The 24,064-nt window shown below is 68.4% G+C and carries 18 protein-coding genes; 10 read left to right on the forward strand and 8 right to left on the reverse strand.

Annotated features, from left to right (window positions below):
• The first annotated feature begins 46 nt into the window (after positions 1-46).
• The 7 genes from PBN85_RS06515 (at position 47) to PBN85_RS06545 (ending at position 10,266) form a co-directional block, all read left to right on the forward strand.
• Entirely contained in the window at positions 47-2,536 is a 2,490-nt protein-coding gene (locus tag PBN85_RS06515) for a glycoside hydrolase family 9 protein (protein WP_271300502.1), read from the forward strand.
• Positions 2,536-4,632 carry a right-handed parallel beta-helix repeat-containing protein gene (locus PBN85_RS06520; protein WP_271300503.1) on the forward strand — a complete coding sequence of 699 codons (2,097 nt, stop codon included), beginning with the start codon at positions 2,536-2,538 and terminating at the stop codon, positions 4,630-4,632. The genes PBN85_RS06515 and PBN85_RS06520 overlap by 1 nt, the downstream gene beginning before the upstream one ends.
• A 74-nt stretch (positions 4,633-4,706) precedes the next feature.
• Entirely contained in the window at positions 4,707-5,822 is a 1,116-nt protein-coding gene (locus PBN85_RS06525) for a Gfo/Idh/MocA family protein (RefSeq protein ID WP_271300504.1), read from the forward strand.
• Between the two features lie 111 nt (positions 5,823-5,933).
• On the forward strand, positions 5,934-6,578 hold the full coding sequence (locus PBN85_RS06530) for an energy transducer TonB (RefSeq protein ID WP_271300505.1): 645 nt from the start codon (positions 5,934-5,936) through the stop codon (positions 6,576-6,578).
• A 106-nt stretch (positions 6,579-6,684) separates the two neighbouring features.
• Complete coding sequence (locus PBN85_RS06535) at positions 6,685-8,991, forward strand: GH92 family glycosyl hydrolase (RefSeq protein WP_271300506.1); 2,307 nt, start codon at positions 6,685-6,687, stop codon at positions 8,989-8,991.
• A gap of 89 nt (positions 8,992-9,080) precedes the next feature.
• A complete protein-coding gene (locus PBN85_RS06540) occupies positions 9,081-9,548 on the forward strand; it encodes a sterol desaturase family protein (RefSeq protein ID WP_037530485.1) in 468 nt (155 codons plus the stop codon).
• A gap of 7 nt (positions 9,549-9,555) precedes the next feature.
• Complete coding sequence (locus tag PBN85_RS06545) at positions 9,556-10,266, forward strand: fatty acid desaturase (RefSeq protein ID WP_037530486.1); 711 nt, start codon at positions 9,556-9,558, stop codon at positions 10,264-10,266.
• Between the two features lie 6 nt (positions 10,267-10,272).
• On the opposite strand, the gene PBN85_RS06550 is transcribed toward PBN85_RS06545, so the two are convergent.
• From PBN85_RS06550 to PBN85_RS06560, 3 genes are all read right to left on the reverse strand, one after another.
• On the reverse strand, positions 10,273-11,289 hold the full coding sequence (locus PBN85_RS06550) for an MlaA family lipoprotein (RefSeq protein ID WP_271300507.1): 1,017 nt from the start codon (positions 11,287-11,289) through the stop codon (positions 10,273-10,275).
• Between the two features lie 132 nt (positions 11,290-11,421).
• The gene (locus PBN85_RS06555; RefSeq protein WP_037530488.1) at positions 11,422-12,051 is read right to left on the reverse strand and encodes a hypothetical protein; all 630 of its coding nucleotides are present in this window, start codon (positions 12,049-12,051) and stop codon (positions 11,422-11,424) included.
• Between the two features lie 29 nt (positions 12,052-12,080).
• A complete protein-coding gene (locus tag PBN85_RS06560) occupies positions 12,081-12,386 on the reverse strand; it encodes a hypothetical protein (RefSeq protein WP_037530491.1) in 306 nt (101 codons plus the stop codon).
• Between the two features lie 152 nt (positions 12,387-12,538).
• On the opposite strand from PBN85_RS06560, the gene PBN85_RS06565 reads away from it, so the two are divergent.
• Positions 12,539-13,732 (forward strand): DUF2252 family protein, encoded by a 1,194-nt coding sequence (locus PBN85_RS06565; RefSeq protein WP_271300508.1) that lies wholly within the window; start codon positions 12,539-12,541, stop codon positions 13,730-13,732.
• Between the two features lie 3 nt (positions 13,733-13,735).
• Here PBN85_RS06565 and PBN85_RS06570 read toward each other — a convergent pair whose 3' ends face one another.
• The 3 genes from PBN85_RS06570 to PBN85_RS06580 all read right to left on the reverse strand — a co-directional run bounded on the left by PBN85_RS06570 (position 13,736) and on the right by PBN85_RS06580 (position 20,535).
• Positions 13,736-14,086 (reverse strand): thiol-disulfide oxidoreductase DCC family protein, encoded by a 351-nt coding sequence (locus PBN85_RS06570; RefSeq protein WP_271300509.1) that lies wholly within the window; start codon positions 14,084-14,086, stop codon positions 13,736-13,738.
• 100 nt (positions 14,087-14,186) lie between these two features.
• The gene (locus PBN85_RS06575) at positions 14,187-17,225 is read right to left on the reverse strand and encodes a TonB-dependent receptor plug domain-containing protein (protein ID WP_271300510.1); all 3,039 of its coding nucleotides are present in this window, start codon (positions 17,223-17,225) and stop codon (positions 14,187-14,189) included.
• Positions 17,226-17,484: 259 nt separating this feature from the next.
• A complete protein-coding gene (locus PBN85_RS06580) occupies positions 17,485-20,535 on the reverse strand; it encodes a glycosyl hydrolase family 28-related protein (protein ID WP_271300511.1) in 3,051 nt (1,016 codons plus the stop codon).
• A 212-nt stretch (positions 20,536-20,747) separates the two neighbouring features.
• On the opposite strand from PBN85_RS06580, the gene PBN85_RS06585 reads away from it, so the two are divergent.
• Complete coding sequence (locus tag PBN85_RS06585) at positions 20,748-21,284, forward strand: gluconokinase (protein WP_081792822.1); 537 nt, start codon at positions 20,748-20,750, stop codon at positions 21,282-21,284.
• 98 nt (positions 21,285-21,382) lie between these two features.
• Here the strand turns inward: PBN85_RS06585 and PBN85_RS06590 are convergent, their stop codons facing one another.
• Positions 21,383-22,060: a FadR/GntR family transcriptional regulator gene (locus tag PBN85_RS06590; protein WP_271300512.1), complete on the reverse strand. Its 678-nt coding sequence runs from the start codon at positions 22,058-22,060 to the stop codon at positions 21,383-21,385.
• A 21-nt stretch (positions 22,061-22,081) separates the two neighbouring features.
• Positions 22,082-23,428, reverse strand: coding sequence for a GntT/GntP/DsdX family permease (locus PBN85_RS06595; RefSeq protein ID WP_271300513.1), 1,347 nt, complete (start codon positions 23,426-23,428; stop codon positions 22,082-22,084).
• Positions 23,429-23,760: 332 nt separating this feature from the next.
• Between PBN85_RS06595 and PBN85_RS06600 the strand changes: the two genes are divergently transcribed.
• Entirely contained in the window at positions 23,761-24,033 is a 273-nt protein-coding gene (locus PBN85_RS06600; protein WP_081792838.1) for a response regulator transcription factor, read from the forward strand.
• The last annotated feature ends 31 nt before the right edge of the window (positions 24,034-24,064 follow it).

Raw genomic sequence — 24,064 nt, forward strand, 5'->3', positions numbered from 1 at the left:
TCCCCGGCTCGCACCGCCGGCGGCAGACCGGCACCCAGTGGAGACGATGCCTGTGACCCGATGGAACCGGACCCTGTTGCTTGGCGTGGCGAGCGCCGCGATGCTCGTCGGCATCGGCCATGCCCAGACGCTGACCGTCACGCCGGCGGAGACGCTCGAGACGCAGGGCCTCACCGTCATCGTCGACCAGAATCACTTCAGCCCGATCTTCTTCGACGAGAAGAATGCCGGCATCCAGATGGTGCTGCACGGCGAGCGGATCGCCACCGACGGCGCGGTGCGGCTCGACCGCACGCCCGAACAATGGGCGCCGGTGCCCGAATTCGTCAGCCGCAGCCTCGGCAACGAACCCAATCAGGTCGTCGTCCGCTCGGCGTTCAAGCAGCAGCAGCTCGCCTATAGCGTCAAGGTCACCGCCGAGCCGGGCGGCTTCCGCATCGCCGTCGACCTCGATCAGCCGCTGCCTGCGGCGCTGGCCGGCAAGGCGGGCTTCAACCTCGATTTCCTGCCCTCCGCCTATTTCGGCAAGACTTATCTGACCGATACGGCGCCGGGGCTGTTCCCGCGCCACCCGACCGGGCCGATGGCCAAGGACGGATCGGGCGATCCGCTGCCGCTGGGGAGCGCTACCAAGACGATCACGCTGTCGCCCGAGGACCCGCTGACCCGCGTCAGCATCACCTCCGACACCGGCCGGCTCGACCTCTATGATGCACGGGCGCGGGCGCAGAACGGCTGGTTCGTCGTCCGATCGCTGATCGCGCCGGGCGCGCAGAAGGATGCGGTGGTCTGGCACGTCCGGCCCAATGTCGTGAAGAACTGGACGCGCGATCCGGTCGTTTCGTTCAACCAGGCGGGCTATACGCCCGGCCGCGCCAAGGTCGCGCTGATCGAGCTCGACCCGAACTTCAAGGCGCCGGCCGAGGCGGAGCTGGTCCGCCTCACCGCCGACGGCACGCAGTCGGTGCTGCGCGCGCGCACCCAGACGCGCGGCCATTGGACGCGCTACGACTATGCCGCCTTCGACTTTTCGTCGGTGCGCGAGCCGGGCCTCTATGCGATACGCTATGCCGGCCGCACCACCAACCCGTTCCGCATCGCGCCCGACGCCTATCAGCGGCTGTGGCAGACCTCGCTCGACACGTTCATCGCCGAACAGATGGATCACGTCGGCATCCGCGAACAATATCGCGTCTGGTCGTCGCCCTCGCATCTCGACGACGCGCGGCAGGCGCCGCCCAACATCACCCATTTCGACGGTTACAAGATGGGGCCGAACCTCGATTCGCCGTTCAAGGCGGGCGAGCATATCCCCGGCCTCGCGGTCGGCGGCTGGCAGGACGCCGGCGATTACGACATCCAGACGCCCGAGAATGCCGCGGTGACGCGCGATCTGGTCTGGGCGCGCGAATTGTTCGGGCTCGACTGGGACGAGACGAGCATCGACGAGGCGGCGCGCAAGGTCGAGATCCGCCGGCCCGACGGCATCGAGGATGCGGTCCAGCAGATCCGCCACGGCACGCTGCAATTGCTCGCGCAATACAAGGTGTTCGGACACGCCATCGTCGGCATCGTCGATCCGTCGCTGCGCCAGTACGCGCATCTCGGCGATGCCGGGTCGCAGACCGACAACCGGCTCTATGACGCGAAGCTCGGCAAGGACGAGATCAGGGGCAATGCCTCGGGCACGCCCGACGATCGCTGGGCCTTCACCACCGATCTGCCCGCCAACAACCTCGCCGTCGCGGGCGGGCTTGCCGCCGCCAGCCGGGCGCTCGCCGGCAGCGACCCCAAGATGGCGGGCGAGGCGCTCGCCGCGGCCAAGGTGCTGTGGAGCAAGCAGCAGGGCGGGGTGGTCAAGGCCGGCGACGGCCGCGACGATTCCTCGTCGCCGCGCTCGGCGGAGGCGGCCAATGTCGTCGCGACGGTCGAGCTGCTGCTCACCACGCGCGATCGCGTCTATGCCGATCGCCTGCGCCAGTTGCAGCCGGTGATCGCGCAGAACTTCCCGTGGCTCGCCGGTGCGGCGGTGCGGGCGATCCCGCTGATGGACGCAAACTATCGCGCCGCGCTGGTACCGCTGGTGCAGGACATGAAGGCCAAGGCGGACGGGCCGATGACCGCCAATCCGTTCGGCGTGCCGATCAGCGACGGATCGTGGGCGGGATCGAACCAGGTGGTCAGCTTCGGCACCACCATGTACCTGCTGCACAAGGCGTTTCCGGAGATCGTCGGCACCGCCTACACGCTCAACGCGATCGACTATGTGCTGGGGCGCCACCCCGCCAACAACCTGTCGCTGGTCTCGACCGTCGGCACCGCGTCGAAGCTGATCGGCTATGGCCATAACCGCGCCGATTACAGCTTCATCCCGGGCGGGATGGTGCCGGGCGTGCTGATCGTCAAACCCGATTATCCGGAGGCGAAGACCGACTGGCCGTTCCTGTGGTTCGAGAACGAATATACCGTCAGCACCACCTCCGCCTATATCCTCGCCGCGCGGGCGGCGGCGGCGGTGACGGCCGAGACGCAGTGATGCGGCGCCGCGGTGGCGGACTGGTCGCGGCGGTGGGAATCGCGCTCGCACCCGCCGCCGCCGCGCAGCTGCCTGTCGGGCCGGTGCTGCCGCGGGTGGCGCCCCCAATCCCCTCCGACGCGCCGCACCGCATCGTCATCCCCAACCGGCCCGATCCGGTGCCGGTCGTCCTCCACGTCGCCGGCACCGGCAGCGACGACGGCGACGGTTCGGCCGCGCATCCCTTCGCGACGCTGCTGCGCGCGCAGGCGGCGGTGCGGCGGCTCAACCGCGATCACGATGTCACCGTGCGGATCGCCGCCGGTGCCTACCGGCTCGCCGCGCCGTTGCGCTTCACCGCCGATGACGGCGGGCAGAACGGCTATACCGTGCGCTGGGAAGGCGCGGCGGGCGCCTATCCGACCGTGTCGGGCGGCGTGCCGGTCACCGGCTGGACGCGCGCCGACCGCGGTCGCGACATCTGGGTCGCGGCGATCCCGCGCGGCAGCGATCCCTTGCAGCTCAGCGTCGCGGGCCGGCTCGCCAGCCGCGCCGCGATCGAGATCCCGCGCGCCGCAGTCGCCTTCACGCCGGCCGGGCTGACGATCACCGATCCGGCGTGGCGGGCGCTCGCGCAACTGCCCGATCAGCGCCGGATCGCGGTCGAGGGGATGAGCTGGTTCACGCATCGCCATGCGATGGTCGAGCGGATCGAGGGCGACCGCATCGTCATGCAGCAGCCCGGCTGGCGCAACAATCTGGTCGGCTATGACACGCTGGCGCGGCCGGTGTCGGCCGAGGTGGCGCGGCTGTTCCTGGTCAATGCGCTCGCCTTCCTGCGCGAGCCCGGCCAATTCTACGCCGACCCCGCCGCCGGTCGCCTCTATTACAAGCCGCGCGCCGGTGAGGCGATGGCGCGCACCGCGGTGGTGATGCCGCGGCTCGAATCCCTGCTGTCGATCGCCGGGAGCCACGACCGTCCCGTCGCCGACCTGCAATTCCGCGGCCTTTCATTCAGCGATACGAGCTGGCTGCAACCGGCGAGTGCCGAGGGCTATGCCAGCCAGCAGAGCGGATCCTATCTGTCCGGCGAGCTGCCCGACTATCCCGCCGATCCGATCCGCGACTGCAGCTGGGGCTGCCGCCCGTTCGAGGCGATGCGTAACCGCTTCCGCCAGCAGCCCGCCGCGGTACAGGTCGCGGCGGCGCGGCGCATCGTCTTCGACGACGACCGGTTCGCGCAGCTCGGCCAGGTCGCGCTCGGCATCGGCAACAATCCCGACGCCAACGATGCCGGCATCGGCCTCGGCGCCAGCGCGATCGAGGTGACGCGCAGCGCCTTCACCGATCTCGCCGGCGGCGCGATCATGGTCGGCGGGGTGCAGCCCGATGCGCATCACCCGCAGCGGCCCGAGATGGGGCTGCGCGATATCGTCATCCGCAACAACCGGATCAGCCACGTCTCGCGCGATTACAAGGAACAGTCGGCGATCCTGGTGACCTATGCCTCGGGCACGATCATCATGAACAACGACGTGTCCGACGCCCCCTATGACGGCATCGACGTCGGCTGGGGCTGGGGGACCAACGATCCCGGCGGCAGCGCCGAATACTGGCGCGGCCAGCGCGGCTATTACGACGCGCCGGGCAATCGGGTCTATGACACGCCGACGACGTTGCGCGACACGGTGATCGTCGGCAACCGCGTCGCCCGCGTCAAACAATGGTTTCCCGACGGCGGCGCGATCTACCATCTGTCCGCCGATCCCGGCGCGCTGATCGCCGAGAATTACGTCGCCGATGTCGCCGGATCGGGCGGCATCGCCATCTATCTCGACGAAGGCTCGCGCTACGTCACCGTCCGCAACAACGTCATCGATCGCGTCGGCGGCGTCTGGCTGACGCTCAATTCGCAGGACCATATCGCGCCGCGGCGCACCGCGATGGACAATCGCGCCACCGGCAATTGGTATAATTCGGGCCGTTTGCAGGGCGGCTGGACCGACTATCTCGACAATCGCGCCGAGGCGAATGTCGCGGTGACCGGCGACGCCTGGCCGGCCGCGGCGAAGGCGGTGATCGACAGGAGCGGCGTCCAGCCGGCGGCGGCGCGATAACGACAGGGGGTGCAACAATCGCGCGGACGCTTCGTTCGTCGCGCATCCCCCCTGATCGATACGAAAGGCCGATTATGTTCGGACTCACCAAGAAGGTGCGCTACGCCGTCGTCGCCGGCGGCCAGATCTCGCAGCAGGCATTCATGCCCGGCGTCGCGCGCACCAACAATTCGGAGATGGTCGCGCTGGTCACCGGCGATCCGGTCAAGGCCGACAAGCTCGCCAAACAGTATAAGCTCAAAGCCTATACCTACGAGCAATATGACGAACTGCTGCGGTCGGGCGAGATCGACGCCGTCTATGTCGCGACGCCCAACTTCCTCCACATGCAATATGCGGTGCCGGCGCTGGAAGCGGGCATCCACGTGCTGCTCGAAAAGCCGATGGCATCGAGCGTCGAGGAGGCCGAGCAGATCCTCGCCGCGCAGAAGAAGAGCGGCGCCAAGCTGATGATCGCCTATCGCCTGCACCACGAGCCCGGCACGGTCGAGATGGTCGCGCGCGCGCGCGGCAAGGAATTCGGCGAGCTGCGCAGCTTCGTTTCGGCCTTCTGCCAGAATGTCGCCGAGGCCAATTCGCGCGGCCACAACGGCTATTGGGGCGGGCCGGTGCCCGACATGGGCACCTATCCGCTCAACGCCGCGCGCAACCTCTTCTCGCTCGAGCCGATCGCGGTCCATGCCGTCGGCACCAAGACGCCCAACCGCGGCTTCAACTTCCACGATACCGTCGCGGTGACGCTGACCTTCCCCGGTGAACGGCTCGCGCAATTCACCGTCAGCTACGCCACCGCCTCCGCCGAATTCTTCGAGCTGGTCGGCACGCGCGCGAGCATCTACGCCTCGCCCGCCTTCATGTTCGGTCCCAAGGTCGGCATCCGCTATGTCGAGAAGACCGAGGATGGCGAGAAGACGCACAGCTTCGATCCGGTCGAGCAGTTCGGCAACGAGACGCAATATTTCTCCGACTGTATCCTCAATGATCGCGAACCAGAGGCGAACGGGGAGGAAGGCTTGCTCGACATGCACGTCCTCGCCGCGGTTGAACGCTCGCTCGAGACGGGCGAGACGGTGACGCTGCCGCCGCGCACCCGCGATCGCCGCATCGACCCGAAGCAGGCGCTGACGCTCAAGCCGGCGAAGGAACCGGGCGAGGACGAGCTGATCAGCGTGATACCCCAGTCGGCGTAACGGGGCAGGGCTCCGGTCCCCTTGGATCGGTGGGCGACCCGCCATCGGGCCGCCCGGATTGCATGCACCTCCGTGTTGGGGCACATCGTTCCCCACGGGGGTGCGCGCGCGTTGATCGAGCTTCTTTTCGCCGCGGGGTCGATGGTTGCCCAATCCGTCTCACCCGCCACCGCGGCTGTGGCGCCACAATTGCGCAATGCCGAGGATGTCATCACATATTCGGATTATCCCGAAGAGGCGTTGCGTCGGCGCGAATATGGCATCACCTCGATCGTCCTGCAGGTGACGGCACAAGGTAGCATTTCTGGCTGCGCCGTTACGGAAAGCAGCGGATCACCAACACTCGATAGGAAGACCTGCGCCGTCTACGTCAAGCGGGCGCGGTTCACTCCGGCAACCGATGCGACCGGCCAGCCGATCGCTGCCGAGTTCCGGGCCGGAACGAGTTGGGGTGTCGAAGACCATCAGCCCAGTACGTTGATGTCCGTGCCGCTGCTGGTGAAGACGCTGCCACCCGAGTATCGTGATCCGGTCAAGGCGCGATTGCTGTTCGACGCGAGCGGGCGTGTTGCGCGCTGCGATGTCACTACGACGAGCGGCAGCGGCGCGGCGGATCGCGCGGCGTGCACCTATATCAGGACCATCCTGTCCGTGACCCCGCCGAAGGCCGCAACGTCGGACGTGGCGCCGGTGGCCGTCCGCTATCTGACGGCAAGCTATCTCGTCCAGCCGGGCGAGACGACCGCGCCGCGGTGATCGTCTGCCACCGCCGCACGCTGTCGGGCGGACGGTGGCGCGTCGATCAGAGGCGCTGACGATCGGAGGGCTTCCGCCGCGCCACCGCACCTGCTTAAATCACGCGATGCGTTACCTTTTATCCATCGCCATGCTCGCCGCCGCGCCCGCTTTCGCGCAGACCGCCGGCGCACCGGTCGACGCGGTCGATCCGCTGATCGGCACCGCGGGGGAAGGGCATACCTTTCCCGGCGCCACCGCGCCGTTCGGCATGGTGCAGCTGTCGCCCGATACCGATACCGGCTGCGAGATCCGCGCCTGCTACGGCCATGCCGCCGGCTATCGCTATGAGGACCCGACGATCCAGGGGTTCAGCCACACCCACTTCTCGGGTGCCGGCCATTCCGATCTCGGCGACGTGCTGGTGATGCCGATGGCGGGGACGGTGCGGCTCGATCCCGGCGATCCGGCGCGGCCGGGATCGGGTTATCGGTCGCGCTTCGATCACGCCAGCGAGACGGCGCGGCCCGGCTATTATGCGGTGACGCTCGCCGACAGCGGTATCCGCGCCGAGCTGACCGCGGGGACGCGGATCGGCGTGCATCGCTATCGCTTCCCGGCGGGCAGCGCCGCGCATCTCGTCATCGACCTGCGCTCGTCGCTCTACAATTATCCGGGCAAGATCCTGTGGTCGGGGCTGCACCTGCGCGGCGACGGCATCCTCACCGGCTTTCGCGAGACGCGCGGCTGGGCGCCGGGGCGCAAGCTCTTCTTCGCGATGCATTTCTCCGCACCGCTCACCGACCATGCCTTCGTCGATCGTGATACCGCCGTGCCGTACAAGGGCTTCCAGGGGCCGGGGCGGGGCAGCGAGGCACTCGCGGAAAAGCTGGGGCGGGCGCTCGAGGCGCGGCTCGATTTCGGTTCGCTTGCCGCGCCGCTCGAGGTCAGGGTCGCCTTATCTGGTGTCGACGAGGATGCCGCGGTCGCCAATCTCGCCGCCGAGCCGGGGGATTTCGACGCGATCCGCGCCGCCACGACCGCGGCGTGGAACGACGCGCTCGGCGCGGTGGCGATCGACGCGCCCGCGCCGATGCGCCGCACCGTCTATACCGCGCTCTACCATGCCCTGCTCGCGCCGAGCGTGTGGAGCGATGCGGACGGCCGGTATCGCGGGCCGGACGATCAGGTGCACAAGGCGGAGGGCTTCACCTTCCGCTCGACCTTCTCGCTATGGGATACGTTTCGCGCCGAACATCCGCTGCAGACGCTGATCCAGCCGGCGCAGACCACGGTCGATGTCGTCCGCTCGCTCGTCGCCAGCCGCGAGCATAGCCCTGACGGCATCCTACCGGTGTGGCAGTTCGCCGGGCGCGAGACCTGGACGATGATCGGCTATCATGCCGCGCCGGTGATCGCCGACGCCTATCTGAAGGGTATCCGCGGCTTCGATGCCGATGCGGCGCTCGACGCGATGGTCGCGAGCGCGACCTATGCGCCCTATGGCGGGCTCGGCGACTATATGGCGCATGGCTATGTCCCGATCGACAAGGAGCCGGAAGCGGCGTCGAAGACGGTCGAATATGCCTATGACGACTGGACGATCGCGCGGATGGCGCGGGCGATGGGGCGGACCGCGATCGCCGACCGGTTCGACGCGCGCGCCGGCAACTGGCGCAACAGTTTCGACGCCAGGACCGGCTGGCTGCGCGCGCGCCTGTCGAGCGGCGCGTTCCGCACGCCGTTCGATCCGACCGCGATCAACTACGGATCGGATTATACCGAGGGCAATGCCTGGCAATATAGCTGGTTCATGCCGCAGGATCAGGCCGGCCTGTTCCGCCTGCTCGGCGGCGACGCCAAAGCGATTGCCAAGCTCGATGCGATGTTCGACTATGACACGAGCAAGCTCGACTATAGCCATGCCGAGGATATCGCCGGGCTGATCGGCCAATATATCCATGGCAACGAACCGAGCCATCACGTCGCCTATCTCTACAATTATGCCGGCGCGCCGTGGCGGACGCAGGAGCGGCTCGCGCAGATCGTCGCCTCGCAATACAGGCCGACGCCGGACGGGCTCGCCGGCAACGACGATCTGGGGCAGATGTCGGCATGGCTGGTGTTTACCGCGCTCGGTTTCTATCCGGTCGCACCGGGATCGAACGAATATGTCATCGGTCGCCCGTTCGTCGACCGCGCGGTGATGCGCCTGCCCGACGGCAAGAGCTTCACCGTCGTCGCCGATGGCCTGTCGCCGACGAACCGCTATGTCGCGGCGGTGACGCTCAATGGCAAGGCGCTGACCCGCAGCTTTCTGCGCGATGCCGAGCTGCGCGCGGGCGGCGAATTGCGCTTCCGCATGGCGGCGACGCCCGACCGCAGCTGGGGCCGGAGCCGTGCCGCGCGCCCCTATTCGCTCTCGACGCGATGACCGCGCGCCCTTGTCTGCCGGCGCATATCGCATAGATAGGAGCGAGCGTCGCAGCCCGCGCGATGATCGGCTGCGACAGGGAGTGGGCGATGGCCTGGTATGAGAAGCTGGCCATAGTCGTCGGCATGGTGCTGTTCATGGAGTGTTTCGCCTGGGCGACGCACAAATATGTAATGCACGGCTGGGGCTGGGGCTGGCACAAATCGCATCATGAGCCGCATCAGGGCGCGTTCGAGAAGAACGATCTGTATGCGATCACCTTTGCGGTCATCGTGCTGGTGCTGTTCGTCGTCGGGCTGCGCTGGCCGCCCCTGTGGTGGGCGGCGCTCGGCATCACCGTCTATGGCGGCATCTACGCCTTCGTCCACGACATGATGGTGCATCAGCGTTTCGGCATGCGCTGGGTGCCGCGCCGCGGCTATTCGAAGCGCCTGCTGCAGGCCCATCGGCTGCACCATGCGGTCAAGGGCAAGGAGGGCGGGGTGAGCTTCGGCTTCCTGCTCGCGCCCGATCCGGTGAAGCTCAAGCGCAAGCTCGCCGAACGTCATTCGCGATGAGCGGGCGATGACCCGCGCCGCGACGACGCGGACCAGCCTGCTGCTGGCGCTGGCGATCGCCGGCGGCTGGCTGGCGATCCATATCGGCGGCATTTTCTTCTGGCGCTGGCAGCCCGCGACGCTGCCGGTCGCGGCGCTGCTCATCCTGGTGCAGGCATGGCTGAGCACCGGCCTGTTCATCATCGCGCATGACTGTATGCACGGATCCTTCGCGCCGGGGCGGCGGCGGTGGAATGCACTGGTCGGCACCGCCTGCCTCGGCGCCTATGCCGGCCTGTCGTATCGCGCGCTCTACCCGATGCATCACCGGCATCACGCCGCACCCGGCACCGAGCACGATCCCGATTTCCACGCCGGCGCGCCGCGGCGTGCGCTGCCGTGGTTCGTCCATTTCTTCCGCGGCTATTACACGCACGGCCAGATTCTGCGGATCACCGTCGCGGCAATCGTCTACATGCTGCTCGGTGCGTCGCTGCTCAATATCGTGGTCTTCTGGGCGCTGCCGGCCCTGCTCGCGCTGGCGCAGCTCTTCCTGTTCGGCACCTATCTGCCGCACCGCCATGCCGATACGCCCTTTGCCGATGCCCATAATGCGCGCAGCAACGGCCTGTCGCCGCTCGCCTCGCTCGCCACCTGCTTCCACTTCGGTGCCTATCACCACGAACATCACCTCAGCCCGCAGACGCCGTGGTGGCAATTGCCGCGGGTGCGGCGCTAGGCGGCGTCAGGGCGCGGTCTTCACCTCGCGGCCGTGGTCGTCGATCGCCGCCTTGGGGGCTTCGGACATCGGGCTCGAACTGCCGGTGCCGCGGCCGCGCAGATGATCGATCTCCGCCTGACGGCGCTGGAGATAGAAGGTGCGCGTATTGGCATAGGGGTCGGCGGCATTGTCGTGCAGCTCGTGCAGCGTGTCGTCGAATTCGGCGCGATGGTCGAGCACGCCGAGCACCGCCGCGGGGACGACGAAGGCGGGCTTCGTCACCACGCGCCCGGCGGCGAGCGGCAGCACCAGCCGGTCGACCGCGCCGCCGAACAGGTCGCGCACCGTCGTCGGCCCGACCAGCGGCAGGAACATGAACGGCCCCGGCTTCACGCCGTAGAAGCCGAGCGTATCGGCGAAGCCATTGCCGCGGCGCGGCAGGCGGAAGGGTTTGCGCTTGGCGATGTCGAACGCGCCGAGCAGGCCGACGGTGGTATTGATCCCGAACCGGCCGACCGTCTCGATCGCCTTGCCGATCTTGTGCTGGAGCAGGAAGTTGAGGAAGACGACCGGCTCGCGCAGATTGTAGAGGACGTTGTGGACGCCATCGCGGAACGGCTTGGGCGCGGTCTTCTTATACGCGCGCGCGACCGGCGCGATCAGCGCCTTGTCGACGGCCTCGGTCGCCTCGAACGAGCGTTCGTTGACGGCGCGGAAGGGATCGATCTTCGCATCGCTGCGCCCGGTGATGACGATATCGGCCGGTTCGGTGATCGGTCCGGCAGGCAGCGGCTGCACCGTCTGCGGCAGGGCCGGCGGCGGCGTCTCCGGCGCAGCCATGGGCACCGGAACGGCGGGTGCGGCCTGATCGGCGGGTGCAACCTGATCGGGGGTCGGCGGAGCGGCCTGCGGCGCGACCGGCACGAGGACGGGCGCGGTGTCGGTCGGGACGGTGGCGGGCGGGACTTGTGCCGGCGGTGTCTGCTGGGCGGGCGCAGAGGCGAGCGCCGAAACCGTCGTCCACACCACCCAATTCAGCATAAAACCCCATCAGCCGCGTTCGTGACTTTATAGCGGACGCGGGCCGATCAACCACAATTGCGCTTAACAAGCCACCAAGAAGCTGAGGACAGGGGCAAAAAGCGCCCGCCGACGGGCGGGCGCTTTTCCGGATCAGAGTCGCGACGCAGTGGTGTAGCGGGTGCGCTCGTTTTCAACCTGATCGGCGGTATAGGCCGGGGCGGCCTCGTCGAAGCCGGTCCAGCCGCTGTCGCGATAGGCAGCGCCGCGGGTCTGCGCGTCAACCGAGCGGTTGCGCTGGAGCACCGCCTCGGCCTCGCTCACCATATCATCCGGGACCCGCGCGCTGACCAGCGAGCCGCCGCGGCGGACGCCTTCGGCATAGACGTGCGCGTCGGCATCGTCATGGCCCGCATTCTTGAGCGCGCCGACGATGCCGCCGGTCGCCGCGCCGCCGGCCGCACCGATGCCGGCACCCGCTGCGGTCGCTGCGAGCCAGCCGGCGGCGACGATCGGGCCGAGACCCGGAATGGCGAGCAGGCCGAGTCCGGCAAGCAGGCCGCCGGCACCGCCGACGACCGCACCGGTCGACACGCCGCGGCTGACGTCGCCGTGATCGTCGACACCGTCATGATCCTGTTCGACATGCTCGCCGTGGCGCTTGTCGGCGTTGCTCGCGACGATGCTGATGTCGTCGTGCGACACGCCGAGCGATTCGAGTTCGCGTACCGCGGTGGTCGCATCGGCATAATCGTCGAACAGGCGGGTGATGGTCTGGGTCATGGTGTCTCTCCTGAAGGGTAGCGCGTCGGTCAGCGGGCGGTGATGTTGCCCTTGTAGTCGAGCATCACGGTGGCGCGCTTGCCGCCTTTCATCGCGCTGCCCTGCCACAGGCCGTCGCGCTTGGTCAGCTTGGTGACACCGGTATAGCCCGCCTTCGCGAAGCGGCCGCGCGCCTGGTCTTCGGTGAAGGAATTGGCGCCCTTGGCCGGCGCGGCGATGGTGTGCGGCGCACCGTTCTTGACCGCCGGATTGTGCGATCCTGCCTGATGGGACTGGGCCATCGCGCCACCGGCGCACAGGGTCATGGCGGCTGCCGCGATCACAAAGCGTTTCATGCAAACTCTCCTCTTCCGATCGGCGCCCAACGCGCGGCTTGGCGAAATGGAAGCAAGCTACTGAAAAGGTTTGGCAGTCAGGCCGGTCGGGTAGCTTTGTACCCAAGGCCGCGACACATGCGTTACAGACTATTGCTGATCAAAGGACCGCGATGCGCATTCCCCAGCCCGCCGAGCGCGGTGGCATTCTGAACGCCAAGCGCCAGCTCAAGATGGCGCGATCGACCCACGCCTATGTTCGCGGCAATACCGTGAAATTCTACGACTGGCTGGCGGAGTCGGCGGCGGCCAGACGGGTGCCGGCGGGGCCGGCGATCTGGATCTGCGGCGATTGCCATCTCGGCAATCTCGGCCCGATCAACGATGGCGACGGGCGCATCGCGATCCAGATCCGCGACCTCGACCAGGCGGTGATCGGCAATCCGGCGCATGACCTGATCCGGCTGGGCCTGTCGCTCGCCACCGCGGCGCGCGGCTCGGACCTGCCCGGCGTCACCACCGCGCATATGATCGAGGAGATGGCCGAGGGCTATGCACGGGCGATGCAGGACCCGGCGAGCGGCGACAGCGGCCCGGAACCCGACGTGGTGCGCAGCGTCCGCCGCCGCGCGCTCGGCCGGCGCTGGCGGCACCTCGCCAAGGAGCGGCTGCGCACCACCGAGCCGACGATCCCGCTCGGCCGCAAGTTCTGGCCGCTCGAGCCCGCCGAACGCGCCGCGCTCGCCGAGACGCTCGCCGCGCCCGAGGTGTCGGCGATGGTGCTCGCGCTCGATGACAAGGACCGCGACCGCACCGTCCGGCTGGTCGACGCGGCCTATTGGATGAAGGGGTGCAGCTCGCTCGGCCTGCTGCGCTTCGCCGCGCTCGCCGGACTCAAGAACGCCAAGGGCCGCTCGGATTATGCGCTGATCGACCTCAAGGAGGCGACGACGCCGATCGCGCCCGCCGCACGCGGTGCGCGCATGCCCGCCGATCAGGCGGAGCGCGTCGTCGCCGCGGCGCGCGCGCTGTCGCCGCACCTCGGCAGCCGGATGGTCGCGACGCGGCTGCTCGACCGCTCCTTGTTCGTGCGCGAATTGTCGCCGCAGGACCTCAAGATCGAGGTCGAGCAGTTCAGTGCGGGCGAGGCGGTCAAGGCGGCGCGCTATCTCGCCTTCGTCGTCGGCAAGGCGCATGCCCGCCAGCTCGATGCGGACGGCCGCGCCGCCTGGGCAGAGGTGATCGGCGCGGATCGCCGCGGGCGTATCGATGCGCCGGGCTGGCTGTGGGAGAGCGTCGTCGCCCTCGCCGGGCGGCATGAGGCGGGCTATCTCGACCATTGCCGCGACTATGCGCTGGCGAGCTGACGATCAGCCGAGCCAGCGTTGCAGGCGGGGGCGATAGCGCAGGAAGCGACGATAGCCGCGCTCCAGCCAGCGCAGCGCTATCGGATGGCGGGCGACGAGGCCGAGCGGGCGAAGCAGCGGGATCGCGCGCCACATCGCCGCAAAGGCGGCGGCGCCCGACAGCAGCACGCCATCCTCGCGGGCATGGAACCGGTCGAGCAGGGCGGCGCGATCGATCGGGCAGGCGGTGTCGGGGTCGGTCGCGTCGACGAAGCGGATCGCGCCGCGCGTATCGAGCCGCCGCATGAGGGCGATCTCGCGTCGGCACAACGGGCAGGCGCCGTCATGCCAGACGGTGAGGCGGGATACGGTCATCCGCTTCCAATGAACGGCGGGCCGTTCCGGTTGCTCCGGCACAAATTCCCCGCCACGCCGGACCGGCGTGACGGGGCAGGTTGGGGGCAGGGGAAACGGCTTAGAAGCGCGCGCGGACGCCGAGACGATAGAAGCGGCCGAGCGTGTCGTAGAGCGCCGGATTGACGTCGAGCCCGGTGTTGGTCTGCGGCGAGGCTTCCGGATCATGATCGAACAGATTGTCGACCTTGAAGAACATGCTGACCTGCTTGGTCACGTTGAGCGAGCCGCCGATGTCGAAATAGAAGGCGCCCTTCATCTTGTTGTAGTCGATGGTCGGATTGTTGGCGGTCGAGACCGGGCAGTTGGTCGAGCAGACGATATATTGATTGCCGAAGACGCCGTCGCTGAACCAGCGCTCCTGGAGCAGCAGGCTGAACCGGTCATTGTCGTAGGTCTGGACCGCCAGCCACTTCCAGCTCGGCGTCGCCCCCGAATTGGCGCCGGCGCTGTCGACCGGGATGGTGCCGGGCAGGCCGGGATCGGTGATGAAGTTGATGACATGGGTGCCAAGGCCACGCAGCGTGAAATTGCCGCCGAGGCCGAGCGGATTGCGCCACTGGTAGCTCGCCTCGATGTCGAAGCCCTCGGTCTTGATCGAGGCGAGGTTGAACGACTGGACGTTGACGAACGCGGTCTGGTTGCTGCCGACCGGCACGTCGAGATTGAATGCGCCGCAGGTGTCCGGCAGGTTGGAGATATAGCAGAGGTTGACGATCTGCTGCGCCGACAGGCTGGAGACGACGTCGCTGACCTTGATCTTGTAATAGTCGAACGACAGGCTGAGCCCCGGCAGCCACGACGGCCGCGCATAGACGATGCCGGCCTCGGTGCTGCGCGCGGTTTCGGGGCGCAGATTGGGGTTGCCGATCGTATTCTGGATGATCAGCAGCTGGCGCCCGTTGGGATTGGCCGTCGTCTTGCGCGGATCGGTGAAATTGGGAACGGTGGTGGTCGTCGGTGCGGCGAACAGTTCGGACAGGTTCGGCGCGCGCACGTCGCGCGACGTCACCGCGCGCAGGCGCAGGCCGTCGAGCGGCGTGTCCCAGGTGCCGCCGACCTTCCACGCGTAGATCACGCCCGAGGTCGAATATTTGGTCGCGCGGCCCGCGCCGTTGATGCTCGCCTTGCCCAGCGCCGCCGAGTCGAGGATCGGCAGGTTGAGTTCGAGGAAGCTTTCGTAGACGTGATACTTGCCCGAGCCGTTCTTGTAATTGCCGGCATACCAGTTGCTGCCGACCGTCGAATTGAGGATCGGATCGGCGGGATAATCGGCCGAATTGGGGCTGATATCCGAGACGCCGGCGCCGTACGGATCGGCATTCACGCGATAGGCCTCACGCCGGTATTCGACACCCATCGCGATGGCGAGCGGACCAGCCCACAGGTCGATCGGCGTGCCCGAGATGCTGGCGGCGGCGGCATCCTGCGTCTGGCGGGTATGCTGGAACGGCCCGTTTTCCGGCACGATATAGGCGAGCGCCGCGGCGGACGGCGTCGCACCGCCGAAGATGTTGATCGGCTGGCAGCCGTTGGCGCGCGCCGTCGCATTGGCGCAGACGATCTGGCCGTTGAGCGTCGTTGCGTTGATCGCCTGGTTGTACCGGCCGTTCAGGCTGATGTTGTCGACATTGATGTCGGTGATGTTGATGCCGTGCTCGTAATAGATGTCATAGGTCCAGCTGGACCCGACCAGATCGGCCTTGCCCTTCAGACCGCCGACGAAGCGATACTGGCGGCGATCGGTGTTGACCTTGATGTTCGGCAGGATCGCGTTGCTGAGGCCATAGCCGAAGGTGGTGATGCCGTTGGCGGCGCAGGCGGCGCTGATCGACGCGGGCAGATAGGGATTGGAGCATTGGATGGTCAGCCCGGTCTTCGAGGCGCCGGGGTTGGGCTGGTTGTTGGTCTTGACCTGCGCGATATTGGCGGTGACGTACAGCTCGGTGTCCGGCGCGATGTCATAGCCGACGCGGGTATAGCCGTTGATCCGCTGCAACGCCGATTGCAGCGACGTGCCCGAGCCGACGTGGCCCGACTGATCGCCGCCGACGCAGAAGCCGACATAGCAGCCGATGACGTTGCCGCCCGCGGTCTTCGACGGCACGCCGTTCGATCCGTACTGGAACGGGAAGGGGTTGCCGTTGACGTCGAACGCCGTGCCCTGGAGCGGGCCGCTGCTGATCAGGCCGTATTTCGTATATTGATAGGCCTGTGCATGGTCGCGATAGAGGAATTGCGGCGTGCCGCCGGCGCGGTTGCCGGTGTCGACCAGGGTCGAGGCGCGATACCAGTCGCGGCTGCCGGCGAGGTCCTCGCCGAAATTGCCCGGGCCGACGCCCTGATCCTTGGCATATTCGCCGCTGAGGATGACGTGGAGCCTGTCGCCTGCGAACGCCTTGCCGACTGCGAGCTGCGCCAGCACCTGACCATCGTCGCCATAGGTCGTCACGCCGGTCTGCAGATTGCCCTTGACGCCGGTGAAGCGGGTGTCGGTGATGAAGTTGACGACACCGCCGACCGCATCCGATCCGTAGGAGGCGGAGGCGCCGCCGGTGACGATGTCGACGCGCTTGATCAGCAATTGCGGGAACTGGCTGATGTCCGTCACGCCGGTGACGTTGGCGCCGATGACACGCTGGCCGTCGAGCAGGGTGAGGGTGCGGATCGTGCCGAGGCCGCGCAGCGACAGCGAGCTGAGACCCTGCTGGCCGCTCGAGGTGCTGAACGTCCCCGTCGTCGCGCCGGTCGATCCCTGCAGCGAGGGCAATTGGACGACGGTGTTGAAGATGTTCGACTGGGCGTTCTGCTGAATCTGCTGTTCGCCGATCACCGTCGTCGGGGTCGGCGCGCTGAAGCCGTTGGCGGTGATGCGCGTCCCGGTGACGACGATGTCGCTCGCCGGCGTCTCGACCTGCGGTGCGTCGGCGGTGCCGTCGGTGGTGGTGGTCGGCTTGGTCAGCTGGTCGGGCGCGGCGGGGTCGGCGGAGCGGGTCGAATCGGGCACCGCCGACTGGTCCTGCACCAGCGGCTGCGCGATCGCCGGCATCGCGATCAGCATCGCCGCGAGCGCCATCGCGCTGGTAGCGCTACCCGACATTGCCGTGAAACGCCGTCGCGTGCGCGAGACCTTGCTCATCATCCATCCCCTTGTTGACAGGCTAGTGCCGACCGTTCCGGCCTGATCCCTGATCTTGGCTTCTGCTTACGCAAAGACGGGGGCGACGGCATCTACGACCAAAGTCGATCAAGCCGGCAGGGACATATGGTAGCGCCGTCGCCCGAGACGCGCAGATGCACGTTTCGCGGGCAGGACCCGCCCCCGACATGCGCGCTGCCGCGCATGTCGGCAACAAACGCTAGGGACGCGCGGTGTAGAGCGCGTGGTGGGTGACGATCAGCAGCGTCCGCCCGTCCGCGCCGCCGAACAGCAATTGCAGCGGCCGGTCGGGCACGTCGATCCGCCCCGTCTCGCGGCCATCGGCGGCATAGACGAAGATCTGTCCGTTGGCGACGTAGACGCGGCCGTCGGGGCCGGCGACGACGCTCTCGCCGCCGCGCGGCGCGAACGGCTTGAGGCCGGTGATCGCGCCGCCGGCGCCGACGAGGCCGCTGTAGGTGCGGTCTTCCGAACCGTTGGGCACATAGAGTCGCTCACCGGGTTTGGCGGTGACGAGGCCATAGGTGTCGAGCGTATCGGAGAAGCGCCAGCCGCGATGATCCGCCGGCCCCTGCTGCCAGACGCGGAACGCCGGCAGCGCGAGGCTGCCGTCGGGCGAGACATATTCCCGCGCCTTGGGCTCGGCGACGTCGCGCGCGAACATTTCGGCGAGCGTGGTGAAATGGTCGGTCGCGGGGTCATATTGATCGCGGAACTCGCCGTTGACCCACAGGCTGGCGGGCAGGGCGAGGCGCGGATGCGGCCTGGTCGGCGTCGCGGGCAGCACGGTGATCGCGGCGGGGTGGGCGGGATCGAGGCTGTAGACGGTGCCCGCAGCACCGGCCGAGGACAGGACCATCAGCTTGCCCGACCGGTCGACCGCGAGGTTGACCGCGTCGAGCGGCGCATCGGCGACCACCGACAGCCCGTCGCCGGCGGTCCAGCGGTGGATCCGCTGCATCGGCCGATCGACGAAGTAGAGCGCGCCCGCGGCATCGACCGCGCCGCCGCCGAGAGCGTGAAAGCCCTCGGCGACCCTGGTCACCGCGACGCCGGCCGACGGTGGGGCGACCGGCGCGTCGCCGACATCGAGTACGGCGAATTCGCGCTCGCGGACCTCGGCGCCGCGGGTGATGTCGCGGATCGCGTTTTCGTACGGATATTTGCTCGCGCGCAGATAGGTGCCGCAGCCGGCTTCGTCGCAGGTCGCAAAGCCGCTTTCCGCATTCACATGCACGTTGCGGAAGCGGATGTTGCTCGATCCGGTCAGCGTGATCGCGTTTGGTGCGGCTTGCAGCGAGCGGGTGACGCGATAGGCGTGGAGATTGGCGAACAGGATGTCGCGCGAGTTGCGGATCTCGAACGCCACCGTATCGCGGCTCTCGCCCGCTTCCTCCTCGGTCTGCGGCGCGAGGAACTCCCAGTTGCGCACATGGTCGAGGACGATCTCGGCGCGGCGATGATGCTCCGCCGACATCTGGTAGACGTGACCCGGCGTGGCGGTGTCGGTGACGAGCAGGCCCGCCGAGGCATAGGTGCTCGGCGTCCACAGCCCGTTGAACGTGCCGCCGCCGCCGTCGGTCACCCACAGGCTGGCGTTCTGCCCGTCCCAGCGCTGGAGCGGATCGGGGTCGCCGCTGTGATCGGCGTTATAGGGATCGAAGCGGCTGCCGTCGGCGCGGAAGGTGCCGTGCCCGCCCTGGAACTTGACGTCGTCGACCAGCGAGCGTTCGCCCGCTCGCCACAACAGGGCGGTGGCGCGCGGATTGCGTCCGCCGGTGGCGAGGCCGAGGCCGGAGACGATCGCGTCGCCACCGCGCGCGCTTGCGATCAGGGCATGCGGCGCGCCGATGCCGCGATAGGCGGGGCTGTCGTCGGCGAGCACGATCTGGGTGAGGCTGGGGTGGAGGCCGATCAGCACGCTGTCGGGACGCAGCGTCAGCGTGTCGCTGACCCGATAGAAGCCGGCGGGGAAATAGAGCACCTTGCGGCTCGCTATGGCCTTGCGCAGCGCCTCGGTATCGTCGGTGCTGCCGTCGCCGGTGACGCCGAGATCGCGGACGTTGGTCCAACTCGCGACCGGCGGCAGCGCGCGGATCGCCGGCGCCGGCCGTTTGGCGCCACCGGTCAGCGGCACCGCATCCATTCGTGTCGCGAACGTCCCCATCGCGCCGAGCGCCGGCAGCGTCAGGCCGTAGGTGAAGGCGCGCACCCGATAGCGCGCCGCCGGGCCTGCCACCGTCCGGCCGCTGTCGCGGAAGCGCGCGAACACCGGCGTTCCGGTGGCGGTCGCATCCTCGAAGCCGATCTGCGTATAGGCATTGCCTTCGTTGCTGATGATGACGCCGGCCTTGGCGACATTCTCGAACCGGACCTGCTTGCCCCACAGCCAGTCGCCATAGCCGCGGTCGATCTCGATCCCGACGGGCACGTTGCGGAAGACGGTGTTGACCAATGTCAGCCCCGCCTCATGCTCGCGGATCGCCGCGTCGCGCTGACCCTCGAAGGTCGCGTCGAGCAAGGTGTACGGCCAGGCGGGGGAGGGCTTTTCGGTGAGGATGCCATAGCGGCCGCCGAAGAAGCGCAGGTCCTGCCCGACGTTGCCGACCTGATAGATGCCGGCAAGCGCGGAGCCGAGGTGGAAGTCGATATGCGACAGATAGGCGTGCTGCGCGGCGTGGAAGCGGACCGCGGTCGCCGCCGGATTGCCCTCGCCGATGACGAAGTCGACGTTGGCCATCGACGAATAGAAGGTGCCGGAATTGGCGTCGGCGATGGCGGGATCGAACGGCACGCTGGTCGGCGGCGGCACCGGCACCACGCGCGGCGTCTCACCCGGCTTGGTCGGCAGCGTGCCGGTGAAGAACACCATGCTGCCGACCCCGGTCTGGAAGCCGGGCGTGTTCGCCGCGAGCAGGATCACCGGCCGCCGCTTGCCGACGCCGAACAGCCGCACACCCGGTCGCATGAACAGCGTGCGGGTGATCCGGTAGCGCCCTTCCGGCAGGAAGACGATGCCGCCGCCACCCTGCGCGGCGACCGAGTCGATCGCGCGCTGGATCGTCGCGCCGTCGTCGGCGATGCCGTCGCCCGTCGCGGCGACGGTGACGGCGCGCGGATCGGCCGGCGCGGCGGTCAGGCTCGACACCGATGGCGTCGGCGCGGCGGCGAACAGCGGCGCGGCGGTGCCGGCGAGCAGCAGCATGGCGACGGGGGGAAGGCGGCGCGCCGCGCGGGGCCTGATCGTCATCACGGCGAATTCCTTGTCAAAACGGGGCCGGAGCGCCGGTGCGTCCGAAGTAGGAGCGGCTGCGGCAGGCGACGATTGCGACAAAGGTCGTAATGGTCAGCCGGGCACGGACGCGGGATAGCAGCGTTATCCGCACGCCGGCGCTCAGCCGGCGTCGAACGCAAAGGTAGCCGGTGCAAAGGCAAGCAGGGCGGACATATGCCGTCGTCGTCATGGGCGTGAGCGGCAGCGGCAAGTCGACCCTGTCGACGCGGCTCGGCTGCGCGCTCGCCTGCCCGGTGCTCGAAGGCGATGCCTTCCACTCCGCCGCCAGCGTCGCCAAGATGCAGGCGGGCCATCCGCTCACCGACGACGATCGCTGGCCGTGGCTCGACCGGCTCGGCGCGGCGCTCGGCGAGGCGGCGCTGGCAAGCGCGGGCGGCGTCGCGGTCGCGGCCTGTTCGGCGCTCAAGCGCAGCTATCGCGAACGCCTGTCCGCCGCCTCGGCGGTGCCGTTGCTGTTCGTGCTGCTCGACACCGGCGCCGCGGAGATCGCGCGGCGGATGGAGACGCGCTCGGGCCATTACATGCCGCCCAGCCTGCTCGGCAGCCAGCTCGCCACGCTCGAAAAGCCGACCAGCGACGAGGCGGCGGTGACGCTCGATGCGGCGCGGCCGGTCGAGACCTTGGCCGCCGAGGCGCTGACGTGGATCGATGCGCAGCACGGTGCGATCCTCGGAGCCGATCCGATATCCCGCCGGTCGCACTAGGACTGTCGAAGGGCGGTGAGTCTCGGGCCCCTCGACAGGGTCAGACCAAGCGGCTGAAACAGGGGAGTCTGCGCCGATTTCGGTCGGTCCGGCCCGGCTCACGGCATCAGCCGCTTGCGCCCCTGCGACAGGTGCCAGCGCATCGCCAGCGCCGCGCCGTCGGCATCGCGCGCGCGGATCGCATCGACGATCGCGTCATGTTCGTCCATCATCGCGCCGATCACCTCGGGCGGGCGCGAGCGCGAGATGTCGACGCCGGCGCGCAGGATGCGCATCACCTCGTCCTGCAGATGGTCGAACACCGGCACGAAGGCGGAATTGCCCGTCGCCTCGACGATCGCGCGGTGGAGCAGCCAGTCCTCGTCATGCGCCGGCGCGTTCGACAGCAGCGCGCTGCGCAGCGCCGCCAGCGCCTGTTCGATCACGTCGAGCTGGTCGGGCGAGCGCCGCTGCGCCGCGAGCCGTGCCGCCTCCGATTCCAACACGAAGCGGACCTCATAGGTGCCGAGCGTCTTGGCGAGCGCGTCCATCGGCATATGCGTGCTCAGCCGCTCGGACGGGCGGCGCTGCACATAGGAGCCGGCGCCGCGCCGCGCCGCGGTGATCCCGTCCGAGGCGAGGCGGGCGAGCGCCTCGCGCACGATCGTCCGCGACACGCCGAACGATTCGGCGAGCCGCGCTTCGGAGGGCAGCCGATCGCCGATCGCCAGGCCATCGTCGTTGATGATCGCGACGATCGCCGTATAGGCGCGGTCGACCAGCCGTACTTCGCTCATTCTGGCTCCTTTTCCCGCCGGTCAGACGACATAACTGAGCGCGACGACCAGCGCGAGGCCGACCACCGAGATCACCGTCTCGAGCAGGGACCAGGTCTTGAACGTGTCCGCGGTGCTGGTGCCGACATAGCTCTTGACCAGCCAGAAGCCGGGATCGTTGACGTGGCTGAAGAACACCGACCCGGCGCCGATCGCCAGTACCACCAGTTCGGGCGACACGCCCGACCCGGCGACGACGCCGGGCATGATGCCGACCGCGGTGATCGTCGCCACCGTCGCCGATCCCGCGGCGAGACGGATGCCGACCGCGACCAGCCAGCCGAGCAGCAGCGGCGACACCGCATACATCAGCACCAGCCGGGCGAGCAGGTCGGACAGGCCGGCGCTGACCAGCACCTGCTTGAGCGCGCCGCCCGCGCCGATCGCGAGCAGGATCGCGCCGGCCGCGGCCATCGTCTCGTGCCACACCGCGTCCTGGATCTTCGCCTCGCGCAGCCGCCGGCCGAACAGGAGGGGGAGGGCGAGCAGGTTGGTGACGAGCAGCGCGATCACCGGATTGCTCGCCGCGACCAGCCAGCCCGCGCCCTTCAGCCCCGGCGCCATCTGGCCGAGTTCGCCGGTGGCGATCAGCAGCACCGGCAGCAGCACGATGACGAGCGAGGCGAACCGGTTCGGTGTGGCGAGATCGAGACGGTGATCGTGGAGCAGCGGCGGCGCGAGCCGGACGCCGGGCGTGACGAAGCGCGCCAGCACCGGCCCGGCGAGGATCGCGGTCGGAATGGCGACGAGGATGCCGTAGACCATCGTCTTGCCGAGGTTCGCGCCGAGCGCCTCGACCGCGAGCAACGGCCCGGGATGCGGTGGCACCAGCGCATGGACGACGCCGAGCCCGGCGAGTGCCGGCATGATCAGCCGCAGCTTGGCGCCGTCGCGCGCCGCCGGATCGTCCCCCGCCATCGCCTCCGCCGCGGCGACGACGATCGGCAGCAGCAGCACGAGGCCGGTTTCGAAGAACAGCGGCAGGCCGATGACGATGGCGATGCCGAGTGTCGCCCACGGCGCTGCCCGCGCGCCGGTCAACCGCAACGCGCCCTGCGCCAGTGCCGCCGCGGCGCCCGACAAATGCAGCATCGCGCCGAGCGACAGGCCGAGGGCGACGACGAGGCCGGTGCCGCCGATGATGTCGCCGACACCCTTCTGCACCGCCTTGGCGATCTCGGGCAACGGCAGGCCGGCGAACAGCCCGACCGCAAACGCGCCGCACAACAGGCCGATGAAGGGATGGAGCCGCCCGCGCACGATCATCGCCACCGCCAGCAGGATCCCGGCGAGCGCCGCGGCGATCAGGCGGATGTCGGCGGCACTCATGTCGGCGTGCCCACCGCGCGGTGACGGTCGCATGCGCCGATTCGATCGGAACCGCGCCCTGCCGGTCGTGGCGCTGCGCCGCTTGCCGCGCTGCCCTGCCTGTGCCGCATCGACACCCTCCCTCCTGTGCGGCGACGCCTTCGCCTGCCGTTTCTAAGCTATCTGTAGGACAGGTTTTTACGGATCGGCAAGAAAAAAGGCTTGATCCCATCGTATTAGCTGGATCATACAAGAAACCTGTCTAACCGAATCCATGCAAATGGTTCGCAAGACCAAGATGGAGCGTCCGCCATGGACGTCCGCCGGCCGTTGGCCGTTTAGGGAGGATGACGATGGAAGGGACTTCCACACTCGCTCGCCAGACCGCGCCGCGCACTGCCGCTGCGCCGGGGGTGACGCCGACGCTCGAGTCGCTGACGCCGACGCAGATGAAGGTGCTGCACGGCGTCCATTCCGGGCTGCTCAACAAGCAGATCGCTTATGATCTCGGCATCGCCGAAGCGACGGTGAAGGCGCATATGACCGCGCTGATGCGCAAGCTCAACGTGCGCAACCGCACGCAGGTCGCGCTCGCCGCGCAGACGCTGGCGCGCCGCGCCTCCTGACCCTTTCACGCGGCCCGCCGGGTCGCGCCGC

Origin of the sequence: Sphingomonas sp. CV7422, assembly GCF_027945725.1 — a bacterium.
GTDB lineage: Bacteria > Pseudomonadota > Alphaproteobacteria > Sphingomonadales > Sphingomonadaceae > Sphingomonas > Sphingomonas kyungheensis.